Source organism: Candidatus Poriferisodalis sp. (genome assembly GCF_965214215.1).
In the GTDB taxonomy this organism is placed as follows: Bacteria; Actinomycetota; Acidimicrobiia; order Acidimicrobiales; family Poriferisodalaceae; genus Poriferisodalis.
Window position 1 is genome coordinate 261,969 of the sequence record NZ_CBDCBD010000003.1, and the last position, 20,613, is coordinate 282,581.

13 protein-coding genes are annotated in these 20,613 nt (G+C 65.5%); 5 read left to right on the forward strand and 8 right to left on the reverse strand.

Features of this window, described 5'->3' with window-relative positions:
* Nucleotides 1–12: 12 nt before the first annotated feature.
* The 4 genes from ACOOF5_RS03765 to ACOOF5_RS03780 form a co-directional block, all read right to left on the reverse strand.
* Nucleotides 13–1,686, reverse strand: a complete 1,674-nt coding sequence (locus tag ACOOF5_RS03765) for a thiamine pyrophosphate-binding protein (RefSeq protein ID WP_420436768.1) — start codon at nt 1,684–1,686, stop codon at nt 13–15.
* Nucleotides 1,687–1,786: 100 nt separating this feature from the next.
* A complete protein-coding gene (locus ACOOF5_RS03770; RefSeq protein WP_420436770.1) occupies nt 1,787–2,371 on the reverse strand; it encodes a DUF4389 domain-containing protein in 585 nt (194 codons plus the stop codon).
* Nucleotides 2,372–2,431: 60 nt separating this feature from the next.
* A complete protein-coding gene (locus tag ACOOF5_RS03775) occupies nt 2,432–3,265 on the reverse strand; it encodes a phytanoyl-CoA dioxygenase family protein (protein WP_420436772.1) in 834 nt (277 codons plus the stop codon).
* A gap of 22 nt (nt 3,266–3,287) precedes the next feature.
* The gene (locus tag ACOOF5_RS03780; RefSeq protein ID WP_420436774.1) at nt 3,288–4,811 is read right to left on the reverse strand and encodes an FMN-binding glutamate synthase family protein; all 1,524 of its coding nucleotides are present in this window, start codon (nt 4,809–4,811) and stop codon (nt 3,288–3,290) included.
* Between the two features lie 139 nt (nt 4,812–4,950).
* Between ACOOF5_RS03780 and ACOOF5_RS03785 the strand changes: the two genes are divergently transcribed.
* Together ACOOF5_RS03785 and ACOOF5_RS03790 are read left to right on the forward strand one after the other, a co-directional pair.
* Nucleotides 4,951–6,033: a sucrase ferredoxin gene (locus ACOOF5_RS03785; protein ID WP_420436776.1), complete on the forward strand. Its 1,083-nt coding sequence runs from the start codon at nt 4,951–4,953 to the stop codon at nt 6,031–6,033.
* 114 nt (nt 6,034–6,147) lie between these two features.
* Nucleotides 6,148–7,371, forward strand: a complete 1,224-nt coding sequence (locus tag ACOOF5_RS03790) for a CaiB/BaiF CoA transferase family protein (protein WP_420436778.1) — start codon at nt 6,148–6,150, stop codon at nt 7,369–7,371.
* A gap of 17 nt (nt 7,372–7,388) precedes the next feature.
* Here ACOOF5_RS03790 and ACOOF5_RS03795 read toward each other — a convergent pair whose 3' ends face one another.
* From ACOOF5_RS03795 to ACOOF5_RS03810, 4 genes are all read right to left on the reverse strand, one after another.
* Nucleotides 7,389–7,910: a shikimate kinase gene (locus ACOOF5_RS03795; RefSeq protein ID WP_420436780.1), complete on the reverse strand. Its 522-nt coding sequence runs from the start codon at nt 7,908–7,910 to the stop codon at nt 7,389–7,391.
* 11 nt (nt 7,911–7,921) lie between these two features.
* Entirely contained in the window at nt 7,922–11,767 is a 3,846-nt protein-coding gene (locus ACOOF5_RS03800) for a Calx-beta domain-containing protein (protein WP_420436782.1), read from the reverse strand.
* 147 nt (nt 11,768–11,914) lie between these two features.
* On the reverse strand, nt 11,915–13,495 hold the full coding sequence (locus tag ACOOF5_RS03805) for a trimethylamine methyltransferase family protein (protein WP_420436784.1): 1,581 nt from the start codon (nt 13,493–13,495) through the stop codon (nt 11,915–11,917).
* Nucleotides 13,496–13,590: 95 nt separating this feature from the next.
* A complete protein-coding gene (locus tag ACOOF5_RS03810; RefSeq protein WP_420436786.1) occupies nt 13,591–16,089 on the reverse strand; it encodes a GcvT family protein in 2,499 nt (832 codons plus the stop codon).
* Nucleotides 16,090–16,362: 273 nt separating this feature from the next.
* On the opposite strand from ACOOF5_RS03810, the gene ACOOF5_RS03815 reads away from it, so the two are divergent.
* The 3 genes from ACOOF5_RS03815 (at nt 16,363) to ACOOF5_RS03825 (ending at nt 20,608) form a co-directional block, all read left to right on the forward strand.
* Nucleotides 16,363–17,022 carry an NYN domain-containing protein gene (locus ACOOF5_RS03815; protein WP_420436788.1) on the forward strand — a complete coding sequence of 220 codons (660 nt, stop codon included), beginning with the start codon at nt 16,363–16,365 and terminating at the stop codon, nt 17,020–17,022.
* Between the two features lie 210 nt (nt 17,023–17,232).
* Nucleotides 17,233–18,759, forward strand: coding sequence for a hypothetical protein (locus ACOOF5_RS03820; protein ID WP_420436790.1), 1,527 nt, complete (start codon nt 17,233–17,235; stop codon nt 18,757–18,759).
* Nucleotides 18,722–20,608: an Eco57I restriction-modification methylase domain-containing protein gene (locus tag ACOOF5_RS03825; protein WP_420440875.1), complete on the forward strand. Its 1,887-nt coding sequence runs from the start codon at nt 18,722–18,724 to the stop codon at nt 20,606–20,608. Before ACOOF5_RS03820 ends, ACOOF5_RS03825 begins: the two co-directional genes overlap by 38 nt.
* The last annotated feature ends 5 nt before the right edge of the window (nt 20,609–20,613 follow it).

Below are 20,613 nucleotides of genomic sequence, written 5' to 3' on the forward strand. Positions count from 1 at the left end.
CCGCCGCGACGCTCAGTTCTCGCGGCGGCGTTGGTGGGCGGGAAGCGGGAAGGTGATCGGGATGAGCGCGGTGAGATCGATGTCGATGAGCGTCGGTCCCGTCGGCCCGGACTCGCCGCTGGCGCGAGCCACGGCCCGGCCGAACGCCCCTTCGAACTCCGCAGCGCTGGTCACGCGCTGCGCCGGCACGCCCATGGCCTCGGCGACGCCGACGAAGTCGATGCCGCCGATCTCGGTGCCGTGGTGTTCGTCCCACAGGGCGTCCTGAATGATGCGCAGCACCCCATATCCGCCGTCGTTGAAGACGCACACGATCACCGGCAGGCCGTGCTCGGCGAGCGTCGAGATCTCGCCGATCGACAGCATGAGGCCGCCGTCGCCCTGGATCACGACCGTCGGCTGCCCGCTGGCCAGTGACGCACCGACCGCCATCGGCACGCCGGGGCCAATGGCCGCGTTCGCCGCCCGGATGGAAGTGCGCGGCGCCACGATCGGCAACAGCCGGTTGCCCCACATGTACCCCGGCACGGTGGTGTCGCGCACGATGCGCGCCTCGTCGGGCAGCATGTGCCGAATCGTGTCGCAGATGGCTGCGTGATCGGCGCCGATCTCTTCGCGCATCGCCTCAATGTCAGCAACACGGTGCTTGCGGGCCCGCTCCACGAAGCCGTCGTCGATCGTGGGACGGCCGTCGCCCAGCCGTTCGAGCAGCCCCGCGAGGCTGAGCTTCGCGTCTCCGACGACAGCCAGCGACGCCGGGTAGTTCAGGCCGATCACGCCAGGATCCACATCGAGATGGATCAGTTCTTCAGGCAGGCGCAGCGCCCAGACCCGTGTGGCGTAGTTCTGGAACCGTGTGCCGACCGCGAGCAGCAGATCGCTTTCGGCGAACACATCTGCCATCTGCGGCCGGTCGGAACGGAAGCCCAAAGACAGCGGATGCAGCTCGCTCAGGGCGCTGCGCCCTTCGATAGTGGTCACGACGGGAGCAGAAAGTCGCTCGGCCAGTGCAGTCAGCTCCGCCGACGCATCAGCGCTGACGACACCGCCACCGGCCCAGATCAGCGGACGCTGAGCGTTTGTCAATCGCTCGGCTGCGTCGTCGAGCAGCGCTGCATCGGGGCGCAGCCGAGGCACGTCGGGCGAGCCCTCCAGCTGCGCATCGCCGACCTTGGCGTACTGGAAGTCGATCGGAATCTCCACAGCGCCGGGCTGTGGACGACCTGTTCGCACATCGTCGGCGACCCGGGCGATCTCGGTCGAGATCTCGCTGGGATGCCGCACGGAGGCCACGCTGCGGCACACCGTTCGCAGCATGTCGGCCTGCTGGTCGTTCTCGTGCAGAAAGCCCTTGCCCTTGCCGTAGAAACGCGACTCGGTCTGCCCGGTCACCATCAGCACGGCCGAACTCGTGAACGACGCCTCATACAGACCCGCCACCGCGTTGGCCGCACCAGGACCGGTGGAGGTGAGCAGGACGCCCATCTCCCCGGTGGCTCGGTAGTAAGCGTCGGCGGCATGCGCGGCAGCCTGCTCGTGGCGGACCTTGACGACCTCGATGTCGTCGCGTACCGACAACGCCTCGTAGATCGGCAGGTTGTGCACGCTGACGATTCCGAACACATGCCGTACGCCCAAGCGCGCCAACGTCGCTGCAACGGCCTCGCCGCCGGTCATCTCAGTCATCGTCGTCACACACCCCGGGCATCGCTCATCGCCCGAACCGTAGCCCCGCGGCCGGGCGTGCGACCGGCGGCAGCAAATTCGCCAGAGGCGGGGTGGAGTTTTACGCGGCCCCGCTGAGAGGCGGGTGCTTGTCGTTGAGCAACTGAATGAAGGCCAAATACCGCGTGTGGGCCCGGTAGAACCCGATGACGAAGTTGCGCATGCCTGCGGGCCAGCGACCTGTGAACAAGATGATGATGTAGGCGATCGTCACCACGACGATGACCGAGTACGAGTACACGAGCACGAACACGATCTGCGGCAGCCCGATGATCATGCGAAACAGTGCGGACAAGCGATTGCGGTTCTCCAGCTGCGCTTCCACGTTGACCGCCATCGGTGTTCCGCCTGGGTCTTGCGACGACATCGAGAATTCGAACGGCGGGTACTGGTCGTGCATGAGGTGCAGATAGGCGAGCATCCGTTGGTAGTGGCGGATGTGCATGATCTGGAAACCCGCGATGCCAGCCGGCAATTTGCCGGTGAACAGAATCACCAGCATGGTCGGAATCGTGAGCACCCACGAAACGCAGATGAACACCAGATTGATCACAATGTGCGGGATCAACATGATCCAATGCACGAGCGGTCGCCAATTGGCTATGCGATCAGTGGTTTCGACGGAGGCGGAGGCCGGATAGTCCATACACGGACGCTATCGCGTCGGCAGTCGCAGACCGGGTCAATCCTATTGCCGCTCGAAGCGCTACCCGGCGACGAGCGGGAACCGGTCGTCGTCGGCAGGATACTCACCGGCCACTGCGACGGTGTCGTCGTCGGTGATGATGGGATCGCACCCAGGGTGTGGGTACCAGACAGCGTCGTCGCCCAGCCATCGGGTGGACAGCGCCACGCGCCGGTGGTCGCCCGCATTGCCCGGCGATCCGTGGATGATCCACGAGGAAAAGAACAGCGCATCACCGGGCTCGACATCGAAGCCCACGATGTCGTAGTCGGCCCGGTTGGCTTCGACATCGGGCATCTTGTCGCCCTCGAAGTCGGCCATGAAGCCCTTCTTGCCGTCGAAGGACTCCGGCGCGTAGTAAGCGTCCCAGCTGTGCGAGCCGCGGACGAACTCGAGCGAGCTCTCCGCGACCGTGACCGGGGTCATCGCCACCCAAGCCGAGCAGATCTGGCGGCCCAAGAACGGCCAGTAACCGATGTCCTGGTGCCACGGAGTCGGGTTGGCCGTGAGCGGCTCCTTGATGAGCAGGTGGTCGAAATAGAGGCGGGCAGTCTTTGAGTCCATCAGCGCCGCCGCCATCTGCGCCGTGCCCGAGTTGCGGACGAATTCGCCGATGACCGGATCGACCTCCCATCGGTAGCGGCTGGTGAACAGCCGGTTCTCGGACGCGCCCGGGTTGGTGTCGGACACCCACTCGCCTGGATCTCTCAACTGCTGGTCGGCCACCTCGAGGACCCGGCCGATCCAATCCCCCGACACTGCCCCGGCGATCTTCACCACCCCGTCAGCCTCGTACGCCGCCCTGTGCTGCGCGGTGATGGCGTCGGCTGCGTGATGGGACGTTGATTTGGTCATCGGTTCTCCCTGTCTGGCTGTGTCACCCGTCGGCGCCTGCGCCGACGCGTACGGCTTCTCGCAGGCCCGCTATGCGAGCCGGGCTGTGGGTGCGCTCGCGCTGCACGCCGAACGCGTGATGGGCCGGCACCAGATCGCCGAATGGGCTGATCACGTTCACGTTGTCGGCGCCGATCAGCCCCGGATGCTCCGCCCCGCACGCATCGGCGAGGCGGAAGAGCTCTTTGCGCAGGCCGATGACGTAGTTCGCCAGCCGGACGCTCTTGTTGGTCGGGTCGAGCCCGCGCGCCAGCCACTTGTTCTGGGTGGCCACACCTGTCGGGCAGTGATCGGTATGGCAGCGCTGCGCCTGAATGCAGCCGATCGCCATCATCGGCTCGCGGGCGACGCCGATCATGTCGACGCCGATGTTGAAGGCCAGCGCTGCCGGGGCAGGAAAGCCGAGCTTGGCCGAACCGATCATCACGATGTCGTCGGTGAGGCCGGCCTCGCCGAATGCGTGATGCACCACGCCGAACGCCCGCCAGAACGGCAGCGCCACGTGGTCAGTGAATACCAACGGTCCCGCTCCGGTGCCGCCCTCGGCACCGTCGACCGTCACAAAATCCGGGCCTCGATGGGTGTCGGCCATGTGCTGCGCAAGCTCGGTCCAGAACGCCTCTTGACCGACCGCCGACTTGATACCGACTGGGAGGCCGGTAGCCCCCGCCACCTCCTCCACAAAATCCACGAGCTCGGAAACAGAGCCGAAAGCCGAGTGACGGCTGGGGCTCGCCACGTCCTGGCCGACGGGGACGTCGCGTGCAGCTGCAATCTCGGGGCTGACCTTCGCCGCAGGCAAAAGACCGCCGACGCCCGGTTTCGCGCCCTGGGACAGCTTCACCTCGATTGAGCGGACCGGCGCGGAATCGATCGTCTCCAGCAGGCGATCCATCGAGAACGTGCCGTCAGGGTTGCGGCAGCCGAAGTATCCGGTCCCCATCTGGAACACCAGGTCGCCGCCGTTGCGGTGGAATGCCGACACGCCGCCCTCGCCGGTGTTGTGCATGCACCCGGCGGCTTTCGCCCCACGGTTCAGCGCTTCGATGGCGGGGCCAGACAGCGACCCGTAACTCATCGCAGACACGTTGACGATCGACGCCGGGCGGAAGGCCTTGGCACGGCTGCGCCAGGCGCCCATGACCTTGCCGCACGGGATCGGCGCATCATCGGGCACAGAGCGTCCGAGCGGGAAGGGGCTGTGGCGGAACGTGATGTGGCCCGGTTTCTCGATCTCGTCGTCGGTGCCGAAGCCGAAGTAGGAGTTCTGCTGCTTGGCCGTCGAATACACCCAGCGACGCTGATCGCGGTTGAAGGGCCGCTCCTCTTCGTTGTGGGCGACGATGTATTGGCGCAGCTCAGGGCCGATCTTCTCCAGCAGAAAGCGGAGATGACCGATGACCGGATACGTGCGCAGGATCGAGTGGCGCTTCTGGATGCTGTCGTGGATGAACACAAACACCAGAAATGTCCCGACGATGATCAACCCCCACAGCCACCACGGCACGATCCCGAAACTACCGCGGGCACGCGACACGCCATGTCCGCGGCCGACTGCGAGCCGTCGGCGACCCGCAAGGCCCTCCCCTGGGGAGGGTGCCGTGTGTCATGCGACCCGGCCGCGACGGGCTTCCTATGCTGGCCCGATGGCATCGGTGCCCGACGGCGATACGCCCCCAACGGCCCCGCCGGCCCGAATTCCCGCGCTCGCGCCCGAGGTGCTCACGCTCATGCCGGCCTCCCACGAAGCACCTCGCTGCTCGGCCCACGCGACCGCGCTCGGCACCGATCCCGGCGGCACCGCCATCGCCGCCGACGCTGTGGCGCTGGTCGAAGTGCCGCTGCCGTGGTCCAAGCCCGTCTTCGCCAGCGGCCTGCTCGAAGGCTTCACGTCGATGATGGAGTTGAAGGTGGGATTCACGCGGGTGCTCGCCGTCGTGCCGCCAGGCGAACGCGGCCGAGCCGACACAGTTCCCGTTGCGCTGCACTGGCGTGTCGGCGCAACCACCCACTCGGCACACTTCGACGCACACGGCCCAGCTGGATTGCGGCAGCTGTTCTCCCATCTCACGCAGCGCCAGCCGTCAGATCCCAAGCCCGACGACGCCGGCTTTGTGCCGGTCGGTTTCGCCACCGATGAGCGGGTCGTGCTCATCTGCACTCAAGGCAGCCACGACGTGTGCTGCGGCAGCGAGGGCACACGCCTCGCCGCCGACTTCGAGGCAGTGATGCGCACTTACCGGACTGCAGATGTCAACGAGCCATATGCCGGTGCGCCGACCGCAGGCGGGCATGTCACCGTGTACCGCGTCAGCCACACCGGGGGACACCGTTTCGCTCCAACTGCAATGACGCTTCCCGACGGCCGCATGTGGGCCAACATCGAGGCGGGGGAAATCGCCGCAATCCTGGACCGCACCGCCGACGCAACGGCGGTGGCGTCTCGCTGTCGAGGATGGTGGGGAGGCGCCACGGGTCCCGCGCAGGTCGGCGAGCGCGCCGTGTTCGCAGAAGTGGGATGGCCGCTCGAGGACATAGCTCGCACCGTCAGCTTCCGACCCGCGGCGAAAGGCTGGGCAGTCGAGGTCGTGGCGGATGCGGCGAATCGAGCGTGGACAGTGTCGGTGGAGGCAGGGCGGACCGTGCCGACCATCTCGTGCAGGGCACTCGGAGGCCTGCCGGCCAAGCCGTCGACGGAGTTCGTCGTCACCGACGTTCGAGAGCACTGAGGGCGCCGGCGGATCCTTCGTCGGGACAGCTGTGAGCCGTGCGATCTAGCCTTTCGGAGTCGTGATCTGCCAGACCAGGACCATCGGGATCACGACGAGCGAGGGGCAGCCAATATGACATCACCGCTGGAGGGCATCAGGGTCGTCGAGTTCGCCAATTTCGCCGCGGCGCCGTCGGCCGCTGCGATCATGGCCGACCTCGGCGCCGAGGTGATCAAGGTCGAGGCCATCGGCGGCGATCCGATTCGTGGGCTGATGAAGCAGGCGAAGCTGCCGGATGGTGCGCACAACCCCGATGTGGCATTTCAGTTCATCAATCGGGGCAAGCAGTCGATCCAGCTGAACCTGGAGGACCCCGACGGCTCAGCCATCGCCCGGCGACTGGTCGCAGCTTCCGATGTCGTGGTGATGAATCTGCTCCCTGAGCGCCGTGAGCGCTTCGGCCTGAGCACCAACGAGTTGCTGGCGTTGAAGCCCGACCTGGTGATCGGCGTGCTGTCGGGCTACGGCGAGGTGGGCGACGAGATCGACCGGCCCGGTTACGACGTCACTGCGTTCTTCTCCCGCTCAGGGTTGTACGGGGCATCCACACCGCCGGACGGTCTGCCACCTCACGCCCGACCAGGCCAAGGCGATCACACCACGAGCCTGGCCTTCTTCGGCGCGATCATGGCGGGGCTGCGGGCACGAGACGTCTCCGGCGAAGGCCAAGTCGTGGAGTCGTCGCTGCTGCGCACAGCGGCATGGACGATTGCCATCGACCTGTCGACCTCGCTGGTCGACGGGCGCCCCAACACCGAGCGCCCTCGGGATCGCGGGCTCTCTCCGATGCTCGAGGCGTTCGAATGCGGCGACGGCCGATGGATCCATTTCACGATGCCCGACACGGGCAATGCGTGGGAACGATTCTGCAAGGCCATCGAGCGTGATGACTTGCTTGAGAACCCCGACTACGAGACCGGGCGGCAGCGGTTCCGGGCGATGGGCGCCCTTGTCGCCGACATCGCGGACACGTTGAAGTCGAAGCCGTCGGGGTACTGGATGCCCCGGCTGGACGAGCACCGGTGCATCTGGGCGCCGATCAACGACACCGCGTCGGCGGTCCAGGATCCGCAAGTGCGTGCAACAGGCGCCTTCGAGACCATCCACCATCCCGAGGCCGGCGAATTCGAGACGGTTGCGGCGCCCTTCCGGATGCACAACTCCCCCGATGTGGGCGTGCGAGGTCCCGCACCTCGTGCTGGCGAGCACACGGCCGCAGTGTTGTCGGACCTGCTCGGTCTCGACGCAGACGAGATCGCCGATCTCACCCAACGCGGCGTCGTAGCCAGCGACTGAGCCGCCCTCGATGCCGATCAGACGTCGAGGCGGCTGGTGATGTCCGCTGCTATGGCGTGCGGCGTTCGGCCCGCGGTATGTACCTGCTCGAACTGCGCGTAGCCCTCTGCCCGCTCGGCCAGTAGCTGGGCCACCTCAGCCGCCGGGTCCTCGCCCGCAAGCAGAGGTCGCACTGGGCCCTCGACATCGGATTCCAAACGCCGGACGATCTCGTCGACATCGGCGACCAGGCAAAAGACCCGGCCTGCCCCAGACAGTGCCTCGGCGTTCGCCGGGTCAAGCAGCATCCGGCCGCCCGTGGCGACGACCTGACGCTGGCCTGCGGCTACCTCGGCCGCGACTTCCCGCTCAAGCGCCCGAAACCCGTCCTCGCCCCGCTCGGCAAAGATCTCCTCGATCGGTCCGTACCGAGACACGATCACGTCGTCGGTGTCGACGACCGTCCAGCCGAGCTCGCGAGCAACGAGCTTCCCCACGGTCGTCTTGCCCGAACCCATGAAGCCCGTGAGCACGATATTGCGGACAGAGGCTCGCGTCATGAGTTCAGCCTCTAATCGTCGTCGAGGACTGTTACCCCGATATTCGCGTCAAGGACGACGACTTTGCTGTCGGACGCGGTGCCTTTCAGCTTGAAGCTGATGTCCTCGTTCGCGGTGTCCGCGTCGCTCAATGCAGTGACCGTGAACTTCTTGAACGTATCCCAGTCGCTCGCGTCAAACGTCAAAGAGCCCGGCGCAACGCTCAACTTGGTGCTGTCGGACGATTTGATCTCAGGCTGGACAGTGACGGTCACGCCCGGCTCTGGCTTCTGCCGCAGCCGCACCCAGACGTCCTGGCTTGCTGCTACGTCCTCGATGGGAAACAGCGCGGACGGCCAAGCCTGCATGGAGATCGACGTGTCCTCGATCTTCACGGTCAAGCGCCGCGGCGCCGCGTAGCTGAGGCCCGGGAAGTTGTCGACACGAAACTCGAGCCACCGGGTCTCATCGTTCGTGTCTGCGTCGATGTCGCTCTTGACCGGAATGGTGTCGCAGTATTTCGCGTTGATCGATCTTGGTCTCGGATACTTGCCGTCGCAGTTCTCGCCAGCTGAAGCCGCTGTGAAGTAGAAATTTTTCACCCCTCCTACCCAGATCGCGATATAGGGTCCGATGCCGTCGCCGGTCAGGCCTTGGTAGCCCTTGGCCATCCGGTCGAACCAATCGTCTTTGAACTTCCCCTCTTTCAACAGCGCCGGATCGAAGTGCAGGTAGACAGCCCCGGGTGTGCCCTCGGTGAGATTGAGCGTGGAATTCGGGGCGATCTTCTCTCCTGCTGGATCGGGCGTCCAGGTGACGTACACGGGCCTGGCGTCGGCGATGGTCGCGGTGACGCTCGGCATCGCTGACACCCCAGCGAAACCACTGATTGCATGGGTGATCGTGACGGTGTCTTTGATGTAGTTGTCGTCGAGTGGCGCGTTCAGGGTGACGGTCTGCGCACTGTTCCAGTTGCCGCTTGAGCCGCCGGTAAACGTCAGCGGGCCGCTCACCGTCAGCCGGTCGGTGTCGCTCGACACAGGTGTGATCACGATGCTCGCGCCATCGCCCGGGTCGGCATTCAGAGAGAGGTCGTATGTCGTCGAGGACAGCTCATCGACCGCCACCGTGGACGCCGACAATGTCATCTCGACTGCCTCGTTATCATCGATATTCACGGTGAGCGTCTGCGACGGCGATTGGGCGCTGTAGCCATCGCCGTCACCGGAGATGACGTGGCTGACCGCGACGATCTCGTCGGTGCCGTCGGGGTCCCGGACCGCCGTCACGGTGATGCGCTGGCGGGTCTGCCAGTTGCCGGTCGAGCCGCCCGTAAAGGTGAGCGTCGTCGGGCTGACGGTGACGTCGCTGCCAGTGAACGTCGGCGTGACGATCACGCTCTTGCCACTGCCGGGATCGGCTCTCAACCAGACTTCATAGTGAGCTGTCGTGCCCTCGTCGACCGTCAGGCTCTGCGGGTCGACGAGGACGCCGGGCGAGCGATCCTCCACTGCCACACGGAACGTCTCCGTGAGAGCTCGAACCTTCACTTGAGCATTCTCCGGATGCGGCACCGGGATCGTGACGGTGATCACCACATCCTCGTCGTCGTTGTCGCTGTCAGCAACTGGAGTGATGGTTACGTCCTGGAACTCGTCGTAATTTTCGTGGTTGAAGACGAGACTGGTCGGGGTCACCGTCACCGCGCCCGGATCGGGGTTGGTGATGGTCACGGTGACGGGATTGCGGGGAATCCGGCCCAGCTTGAGCTGATAGGTAAGCGACGATGCGGGATCGCCTTCCGCCAACAGATTCGGATTGGGCTTGCGCTGCGTAATCGGATTGCTGCGGTCGACGCCGTACATGCTCAGCCACAAGTCGGAAATGGCCGCGTAGCCGGGGTACTCGACAAACTCAAGCGACACTTGCGCCGTGGCGATGATACTGCCCCAGTCTCCCAGGTGAAGCACCCTGATGGTTTGGTATTCGTTCCAATTGCTCGGCGTGAACACGAGATAGTCGGGTGAAATATCCAAAGATCGTGCATTGCGGGCGCCTTGGATCACTGGTCGGACGGTGATCGCATGCGGCGGTTGGTCCTTCAGACGAAACTGCCACGGTTTTTTTTGACCGTCCTCCCACACTGTGAGAAATATGTCTTGCGCCAGATCCAAGCGGATGTACTTGTTATCGCTGTGATACGCGGCACCCTTGCTGCCTGTGTCGTCATTTCGGATGGTGCCTGTCGCAGTGTCATCGCTGATGGTGACACCAGCCGGGGGGTTCGAGATGGTGACGGTGAACTCATCGTCGATTTCGATGTCGGAGTCCTCGGTCGTCGAGATCGTGATCGTGGCGGAACTGCTGCCTGCAGGGATCGTCACTGTGCCGCTTGCAGCCGTGTAGTCGTCCACATCGGAGTGGGCGATTGCCGTGCCGTCGGCAGTCTGGTAGTCGAGCGCGATCGCAGAGCTCTGCACCGGGCTCACCGACACCACGAAGCCGACGCCATCGCCCTCATTCGACGACGCATCGGCAATGCTGACCGTCGGCTGACTATTTGTCTGGGCCGGCTGCGCCGCTGGATCATTGTCGGCAACAGCGACCATCGCCGATCCCGCACTCGACGACACCGTGTAGCCGGTGCCGGTGTCGATCGACACTGTCACCGACCCGTCAGCCTCGTCGGTGCTGTCACCGGTGGTGGTAACAGCCAGGGTGTAACTGCCGCCGGTGGGAATCGTCACGGTCCGCGCCCCAGTCGCCACACCGAAATCGCCTGACTGCGACACCGTCACATCGACCGTCAAAGCAGCAGTCGGCACCGGTGATGCGGTGACGGTGAACGACGCCGCCGAGCCCTCAGTGACGCCGATGCCCGCGGTGACGCTGACCTCCGGCACCGGCGGCGGCTTCTGCGATGCTGCCTCGATGCATTCCAACGCTTCGCGGAACGGCTTCCACCCGAACCATCGCTGCTCACCCTCAAGCGCCTCAGCCGCAGTGAACGCAGTCAACTGATCGTCGGCCACATCGCCGAACGCGATCAGCACCCGACGCCAGTTGCGGCCATAACCAGGAGCGCGATCACGATGCAGCTCGTAATAGTCCCGCGCCGACTCCAACGTCTCATCAGAAACACAATCCGCAGGCGGCGGGGGTGGCGGAGGCGCGTCGTCGTCATCAGACACTGAGACCGTGGCGCTGCTGTTGCTCGACGAGACGGTGTAGCCCGTGCCGCTGCTCACCGACACTGTCACCGACCCGTCGGGCTCGTCGGTGCTGTCACCGGTGGTGTCCACCGTCAGCGTGTAGCTGCCGCCGGTGGGGATCGTCACGGTCCGCGCCCCGGTCGTCACGCCGAAATCGCCGCTCTGGGCGACGGCGACGCTGACCGTCAGGGCTGACGCCGGCGAAGGGCTGGCCGTGAGCGTGAACGACGCAGCAGTCCCCTCGGTGACACCGCTGCCCGCAGCGATGCTGATCTCGGGATCGGGCGGCGGCGGATTCGCTGTCTCGATGCACTTGAGCGCCTCTTGCACCGGCTTCCAGCCATACCAGCGTTGCACTTCCGCGCGTGCCTCAGCTTCGGTGAACGGAGTCAGATTCCCATCGGAGACATCGCCGAAAGCGATCAGGACGCGCTTCCAGTTCTCCCCGTAGCCGGGAGGCTTGTTCTTGTTCGCCTCGTAATAGCCGCGAACCGTTGCGACCAGGCTGTCCGAGATGCAGTCGGCGATCGATTGCTCCGAGTTCTGCTGGGCGCCCGATGAGGCGGGGGCGACGACCAGCGCGGAGGTGATGATCGCGACCAGCGCGAGGGAGCGCCAGATTCGCAAGCGCAGGTGCGGGAAGATCCGAGCGACGTGACGGGCCATGGGGAATCTCCGATCTGTTGCAGATGCTGTGTCTCAGAGCCGACAGATTTGGGCTGATCGCCGGCCGCGTGTCGGAACCGTAGGCCACGAATTCGCGGGTGGATGACCATTTCGAGAGCCCGTGTGCAACGCCCGCGTAAGTCGGGGCTAGGCGGGGCCTTGGGGCGGCAGACCGATGGGAAAGGCGTCGCGGATGGCGGCGTCGACGGCGCGGCTGATGTGTGAGGGCCAGTGGTTCTCGAGCGTCGCAACGACGTGGTCGTGCGCCACGTCGTGGGCGGGCCGGCTGCCCGCCTCGGTCCAGTCTTCGGGCGTATCCCGGTTGGACACCAGCGGGTACAGGTACTCGGTTTCCATCAGCTCGAGCGTCTGCGGCGAGCCCAAGAAGTGGCCTGGACCTGCGATGACTTCAGCGATGAGATCGGCCGACAGCGTGTCGGCATTCACCTCGATGCCGCGCACGGTGCGGTTGATGGCGCCCAGCATGTCGTTGTCGATCACCAACGCTTCATGCGAGCACGCCAGCAGGCTCGCGAGCATCCCCGCCGACTCATAGACGATGTTCGCGCCCGCGTGCCCGGCGAGTCCCACGTTCAGGCCTTTCTCGTAACCGGCCTGGGCGTCGTTCACCTTGGAGTCGGTCATGCCGGCCGCGACGCCGGTAGGGAGCCCGAGCCAATGGCCGACTTCGGCCGCAGCGGCGTTGAGGATGCCTTCCTCGCCCGATCCCCCGCTCATGGCGCCCGTGCGCAGATCCGACACGAACGGCCACAAGCCCAGCAGGCACGGGTGGCCCGGCGACAGCAGGTTCACCACGGTCAAGCCGCCGAGGCACTCCGCCACCGCTTGGGCCAGCGCACCGGCCAGCGCCGCAGGCGCGGTGGCGCCGGCTTGCAGGGCCGACAGCAGATTGATCGGCATGCCGGTGCGCACCTGTGCAACCAGGCACCTCGCCGAGTCGTGGGCGAAACGCAGCGGAGGGACGACGAAGGTGTTGTTGGCCGCCATGAACGGACGCTTCGCGAATTCGCCCTCACCGCCGAGCACCAAGTCGAACATCTTGACCGACTCGTACACCCACTCAGGCTCGAACCACGAGGATCCGCCCGGCTTGGTGGTGCTGGCCATCACGGCGTATGCCGTGGTCATGTCGAGGTCGCGGGTCTCGACCATGTCTCGGGCCACCACCGTGCGCACGTAGAAGTGCAGGTTGTCGAGCGTGTCGACCAGACGGCCGCAGTCGTACACGTCGGTTGCCAGCGAGTCGCGGAACGTGCCGGTCGCGTGGTCGTACATCATCACAGCGGCGCCGGAGGTGCCGAAGTAGACGTGCTCTCCGCCCACGTGCACCGACTGGTCGTCGTCGAAGCCGTGCCAGATCCATTCCTTGGCAGCGGTCTCCATGGCACCCTCGACCACGCCTCGGGGCAGTCGGAGGCGGCCGTTGTCGTCCACCCACCCGCCGTGAGGCGTCGCTGCTTCGATGAACTCGTCGAGCGGGTCGCCCATGCCGACATCGGCGAGCAGCCCAAGCGCCGTGTCGTACACCTGCCCCATGTCGCTGTCGGTGAGCGGTTTGAAGCGGCCTGCGGGCAGGCCTGGTCGCACCGGTCGCCGGTCGCGATCAGGAACTGCCTCGCGCACGGCGATGCGGCCGGCCCGGCCGCCGCCGCGACGCCGCCTGGGCGCCTCGGCAGTCTCCGGTGACGGTGCGGCGGTGTCAGACATGAGCACCTCGGTTGGCAATCGGTGTTGTGGGGAGCGGTGTGCCCTGGGTTCTCAAAACGCAGGGGCAGGGATGCGATCGCGCAGCGCCTATTCGTTCATGCGCGCAGCGCTGCATTGCGGGGGTCGTAGGCGGCCTCGGCGAGCACGGTGGCGGTGCGCCGTTCGCCGAGCAGGTCGAGCTCGAAGGTGCTGCCGGGCGCCTCGAATCGGGGATCGACGTACACGAACGCCAGACTGCGGCCCACCGAGTGTCCCCAAGCGCCGCTCGTGCCGATGCCCATGGGCTCGTCGCTGCCCGGTGCAAAGGCGGGTTCGTTGCCGCGCACGTCGTTGTCGGTCGCGTCGACCTCGCAGTACACGAGCACCATCGAAAGCGGCTCGCCTTGCTTCTCCGATTCGCGGCGGGCCAGCGCCGCGTCGCGCCCGATGAAGGGGCGGCTGTAGTCCACGAAGCGCCCGAGGCGGGCTTCGACCGGTGTGATCTCGGTGGTCAGTTCGCTGCCCCACGCCTTGTACGCCTTCTCGATGCGCATGACGTTCATGGCGTAGCTGCCAAAGTGCACCAAGCCGTAGGGATCGCCTGCATCTGCGACGGCGTCGTAGACGCGGGCCACTTCGCCCATCGGGCCGTGCAGCTCCCAGCCCAATTCGCCGACATAGGAGACCCGCAGCGCAATCACGGGCACCCCTGCCACCGTGATCTCCTGGGCTGTCAGCCAGCTGAACGAGTCATTGCCCAAGTCGGCATCGGTCAGCGGCGACAGCACGTCGCGTGCACGCGGCCCGGTCACGCCCAAGATGGCCGTGTCGTCGGTGGCGTCGCGCACCTCGACCCGCTCGCCGGGCGCGATGTGGTCGCGCAGCCAGTCGACATCGTGGCTCTGGCCCATGATCGCTGAGGCCAGCCAGAATCGGTCCTGCGCGAGGCGCGCAATGGTCATCTCGCACTCGATGCCGCCGAGGGCGGTCAGCATGTGCGTCAGACGGATGCCGCCGTCGCGGCCGGGCATCCGGTTGGCCGACAGCCGATCCAGCAGGGCACCGGCGTCGGCGCCAGTCACCTCGAACTTGGCAAATGCGCTGAGATCGGCCACGCCGACCCGCTCGCGCACGCCCCGCACCTCGGCGCCCACCACGTCATGCGCATTGGAGCGGCGGAACGAGTGGGCCTCGGGGCTGCCGTCAGGCGAGAAGTACTGCGGGCGTTCCCACCCGTAGATCTCCTGCCATTGCGCGCCCATCGCGTCGAAGCGGCCCCACAGCGGCGTGGTCTTGACCGGTCTGCCTGCCGCGCGCTGCTCCCCCGGCAGCCGCACTTGGTACATCTCGTGGTACTCGTCGATGGCCTTCTCGAAGGCGAATGGCGACTTGGGGCCGGTGTGATCGCCGAAGCGGCGCGGGTCCATGCCGCGCACGTTGATCTCGGTCTGGCCGTGGACCATCCATTGCGCCAGGAACTTCCCTGCGCCCGGACCCTGGGTGATGCCGATCGACGCCCCGTTGCAGTGCCAGTAGTTGCGCACGCCTGGCGCCGGCCCCATGAGATAGCCCGAGTCGGGGGTGTGGGTGATCGGCCCCGACACCACCTGCTTGATGCCGGCCTCGGACAGCGCGCCGATGCGCTGCTGCGCAAAGTCGAGGCATTCCTCGAGGACGTCGAGATCCTGACCGGGCAGGTGGAAGTGCAAATCCCAGTCGATGCCGTCGATGCCGTACGGCCGGGCACCGGACATCTCGTAGGGGCCGATGAGCAAGCCGTCGATCTCTTGGCGGTAGTAGCAGGAGGCCCGCGGGTCGCGCACGACCGGCAATTCGAAATCGAGTGCTTCCACAGCGGGCACCGTCTCGGTCACCAGGTACTGGTGGATGACCGACACGATCGGCACGTCGAGCCCGATCATGGCGCCGAGCTGCGGTGCGTAGTGCCCCGCCGCGTTGACGACGTGCTCGCAGTGAATGGTGTCGCGATCGTCGTCGCCGTTCGATCCGTTGCGGCGGCGGGCCGGGTCGGCGCCGCCGCGCACGATGGTGACGTCCCAGCTGCCGTCGGGGCGCTGGCACATGTCGGTCACCAGCGTGTGACGCATGATGCGGCATCCGAGATCGCGAGCGCCCTTGGCCATGGTGTTGGTGCAGCTCGACGGGTCGGTCCAGCCGTCGTGGGGCGTGTAGAAGCCGAGCTGGACGTCATCGAGGTCGCTCAGCAGCGGGTGCCGCTCCGCGATCTCGCGCCAGCCGATGAGGTGCGACTCCACGCCGATCTGGGTGAGCATGGCGTGTACATAGAGGTGCCAGTTGACCTCCTCGGACGTGCGGGCCAGCCGGATCGCACCGCAGCCGTGCCACCCCGCGGACAGCCCGGTCTCGGCCTCGATGCGGGGGTACAGCGAGACAGCCGCCTGGTGGACCTTGGCCATGTTCAGATCGCCGATGAAGTTCGGAACCAGCCCCGCGGCGTGCCAGGTCGAACCCGACGTCAGCTCGCCCTTCTCGACGAGGATCGTGTCGGTCCAGCCCTCGTGCGCGAGGGCATACAGCAGGCCGGCGCCCATCGCCCCGCCGCCGACGATCACGCAGCGCGCTTGTTCAGGCATGCTCAGCCATGCCGGGCCTGCTCAGCCATACACAGGTCCCCATTGATCCGGGCCAGCGGTGAGCCGAACCCCCCGGTTCGGACCCCGTGGCATGCCGACGTGGTGCGCGCAAATTACCACCCCACCGCGCGCCGGTGCGCGCATTCTGCCCTGCACGCGAGCGTCGGGTCAGATCGTTCGCAGACGCCCGGCCTACAGCTGCCCGTCGGTGTCGAATCTGGCAAGCGCCGCGGCGGTGTGCCCCAGCGGTGAAGCCTTAGCCTCGGATGAGCCATGAGCGACCGTGGAACGAGCGAGCTACGCCGACCGGGCGAGACCATCGTCTACATCGACGGATTCAACTTCTACTACGGCGCTGTCAAAGGGACGCCGCATAAGTGGCTCGACTTCACTGCGCTGTGCCAGCGACTGCTGCCCCGAGACAACATCGTCAAGATCCGCTATTTCACGGCTCGCGTGAGCGCTCGCCCGGACGACCCGCAGCAGGCTGACCGCCAGGACACCTACCTTCGGGCTCTCGCGACGCTGCCGTCGTTGGAGATCCACTTCGGGCACTTTGTACAGCGAAAGGTGAGACTTCCGCTGACTAGCCCGACGTCGAATGGGCCCCGGACTGTCGAGGTGATCAAGACGGAGGAGAAGGGCTCCGACGTCAACTTGGCTGCTTACTTGCTACGCGATGCGTTCACGGGGCGCTGCGGGACAGCCGTCGTAGTGAGCAACGATTCGGACCTTCGCGAGGCCGTCCGCATCGCGCGCATCGATGCCGGCGTCAAGGTAGGAATCATCAATCCACACCCGGCGAGGTACCGCTCGCAGCTGCTGCGAGGCACCTTCTTCAAGCAGCTGCGGCCGAATGTGCTGGCACAGTGCCAACTGCCAGCCGTGCTCCATGACGACCGCGGCACCATACGAAAGCCAGCTTCTTGGTAAACGCGCAAGGGCCCGCCGAAGCGGGCCCTGCACCCAGCCACCGGAAGCGGCTGGGGGGATATGTCGGCAGGGTATACCACACGCGTGACATCGACTACCACGCAGGCTTCGAGAGGATCGAGGCCGCGGCGCCGAGGTGGTGCCCGGCTACCTCGATGTCGAACGATCCAGCGCCGGGCCAGTACTTGGCGACGAACTACGGTGCCGACGGTGAGTGAGCAGGAGTTGGCAGCGCTGCTGCGGCGCGGGGACTTCGGTGCGCTGTTTCGCAGGATGGGGTGGGGCAACCCCGGCGCGATCGAGACCGCGCATGTGGACGGCAGCGATCTGAGGCCGGTGCCGGTCGCCGACAAGCGGGGCGTGACCGCCTGGTTGGTGGAGTGCCCCGCTGGGATGCCGGAGCGTTCGGAGCAGCACCGCGTTGTACGGCGGGTCAAGCGGTTCAGCCGCGACCAGCTCGTCGTGTTCGTGTCGCCGGATGAGCACCTGTGGCTGTGGCCCGAGCAGCGGCCAAGCGGTGTCGGGCACCGCCTTGTGGACTATGGATACGACCCCAAGGCGCCTACCGAGGCGCTGCTGCAGCGGCTCGTTCAAGCAAGTTTCAGCCTTGACGAGGAGGACGGGCTGACCGCCACGTCGGTGCTCGCCCGGATTCGGCGTTCGTTCAACGCGGACAAGGTGACCAAGTCGTTCTATCGGGAGTTCCAGAAGCACCACAAGAACTTCGCCGCGACGGTTGAGGGGATTGATGCGGACGAGGATCGCAGGTGGTACGCGTCGGTCTTGCTGAACCGGGTCATGTTCATCTATTTCATCCAGCGCAAGGGGTTCCTCGACAGCGATCGGGGCTATCTCCGCAGCCGCCTGGCGATGGTGCGGCAGCACTACGGCGCCGACCAGTTCTTCGCGTTCTACAAGCAGTTCCTCGTGCCGCTCTTCCATGTAGGTCTCGGAAGCCCGCGCGAATCACGCTCGGATATTGACCCCGAGATCGAACGCATCATCGGTGATGTGCCGTACGTCAACGGTGGGATCTTCGAGCCTCACGAACTCGAGAAGACCTACGAAATCGAGATCAAGGACGACGCATTCGAGTCCCTGTTCGACTTCTTCGACGCTTGGCGCTGGCATCTCGACGAGTCCCCCACCGGCGCGACGGACGAGATCAACCCGGACATCCTCGGCTTCATATTCGAGCAGTACATCAACTTCACAGATGCAGGCCAGAAGGAGAATGGGGCGTACTACACCAAGCCGGACGTGACCGGTTACATGGCAGCATCGACGATCCTGCCAGCGGTCGCTGATCGTCTTGTCGCCGCAGGGATGGACGACCCGGCGCTCCTGCTGTCCGGCTCCGACGACGATTACCTTCATGACAGCAACGCTCACGGCGTAGAATTGCCCACCTCGGGACGGACGGACGGACGGACGGACGGACGGACGGACGGACGGACGGACGGACGGACGGACGGACGGACGGACGGACGGACGGACGGACGGACGCACGGACGGACGGACGCACGGACGCGGCGTCGGCGACCTGCCGCCTGTCGGGGATACTTGGCCGTGGCAGTGGCACAGCGGCGACCCAGCCGAGTACGTGGAGTTGCCGCCCCCCGGCGAGCACCTTGCGTTGCCCGGAGAACGCTGGTGCGACGTGGTGCACCGGCGGGAGCGCTACCGGCACCAAGTCGAAATGTTGTCCGACCCACAGCGGACATGGACCGTCGATGACGCGATCACCGAGAATCTCGATCTCCCGGAGCTGCTGCGCGACTACCTGAGCCAGCTGTCGAGCGCCACCGAGTGCGACACAGCGTTCGAGGTGCTGCGCTCGCTGACCATCTGCGACCCGACGGTGGGTTCGGGGGCGTTTCTGTTCGCAGCGCTCGACGTGCTCGAACCGCTCTACAGCGAAGTGCTGGCACGCGCCGTCGAGCTCGAGGCGCGCAATGAAGCGGTGCCGTCATTCCTCGCCGAAGCACGAACGCACCCCAGCAGCCGGTACTGGCTGCTGAAGACGATCTGCCTGCACAACCTGTTCGGCGTCGACCTGATGCGTGACGCGCCGGAGATCGCCAAGCTCCGGCTGTTCTTGAAACTCGCCGCCCAGATTGATGACGTCGAGCACCTCGAACCACTGCCTGACCTCGACTTCAACATCAAGTGCGGCAATCTGCTCGTGGGCATCGCCGACTCCGAGGACGCCGGGGGGCGCCTGTTCAGCCACAAGCTCGACCATGTGACCCAGCTCCAGCAAGTCGAGGACACGGCTCAGCACATCGCTGACGCTTTCGACGCCTACATCGCCGCCGAGGCGGACGACACCGGCCAACTCGACCACTCAGACGCGAAACGAGGACTCCAAGCGCAACTGCAGGACGCCCGCAACATGGCCGACACGCTGCTGCACGCGATGCGAGACGAAGTCAGCGACGTCGACGACTGGGTGAACTCGCATCAGCCGTTCCACTGGTTCGTCGAGTTCCCCAGCGTGTGGCGAAAAGGCGGGTTCGACGTCATCATCGGCAACCCGCCGTACATCAAGACGTCAAGAGTCACCAGCTACCGTTGGCTCGGCTACGCGACCCAAAAGTGCCCCGACCTCTACGCCGTCTGCATGGAACGCGCAGCCACCCTGCTCAACTCACGTGGCCGGTTCGCCATGATCGTGATGCACTCGCTCGCCTTCAGCCAGAACTTTGCGAGCCTTCGCCGATTCTGTGAAGCGGAGTTCGGCTCGATATGGGTGTCGTCGTATTCGCGCATACCCGACGGTCTATTCAGCGGGTCCGTCAGGGTGAGAAACTCCATTCTCACAGGCGTCGTCAGTGTCACGCCGGGCTTTCATACATCGTCGTGCCGTCGTTGGCTCTCAGAGGCGCGCGGCCGACTCTTCGACTCGCTTGAATACGGGCAGCCAGATTCGAATCTATTCGCTCGCCGGAGCGACGCTCAATGGCCGCTCGCCGACCCAAGTGTCATGTCTCGTAGCTTCGCCGCGTTGAGTGAACGTCGACCTGTGGATGACGCTTTGGTTGCCACGTCGCCCTACCCCCTCTACTTCAAAAAGGTGGCTCAGTACTTCCTCAGTGCGTATGTCGACCGGCCGCCCATCGTCGACAAGAGCGGCAGCGAAACGTTCTCACCACATGACGGTGTGCTCCATTTTCGAGATGAGCACCGAAGAGGCATCGCACTGGTGACGCTGGTAGGGCGTTGGGCCTATCTCTGGTGGATGATGTACGGAGACGAATTCAATGTCACCCGGGGCACGCTTGCAGCGTTTCCGGGTGACATTGAATGGCTTGCGCGCGACGCGGTTCATGCGGGCAATCCAGCCCCGGGTGACATGGAATTTGACAGTTTACTGAGCTTGTCAAGATCGCTTCAGAGCGAAATGCCGAAGCACCTAGCCTGGAAGCTGAACGCCGGAATCAAGGTCTACCGCTACAACATGGCCAAGCTGCGGTATCTGACCGATAGGGCTGACTGGTTGCTGGCGCAGGCGTGGGGCATCGAGGACGCGTTCGAAGCTGCGGGGAATCTGCGTGACCGCATGGTGTTCGGCAACAAGGAATAGGCGTC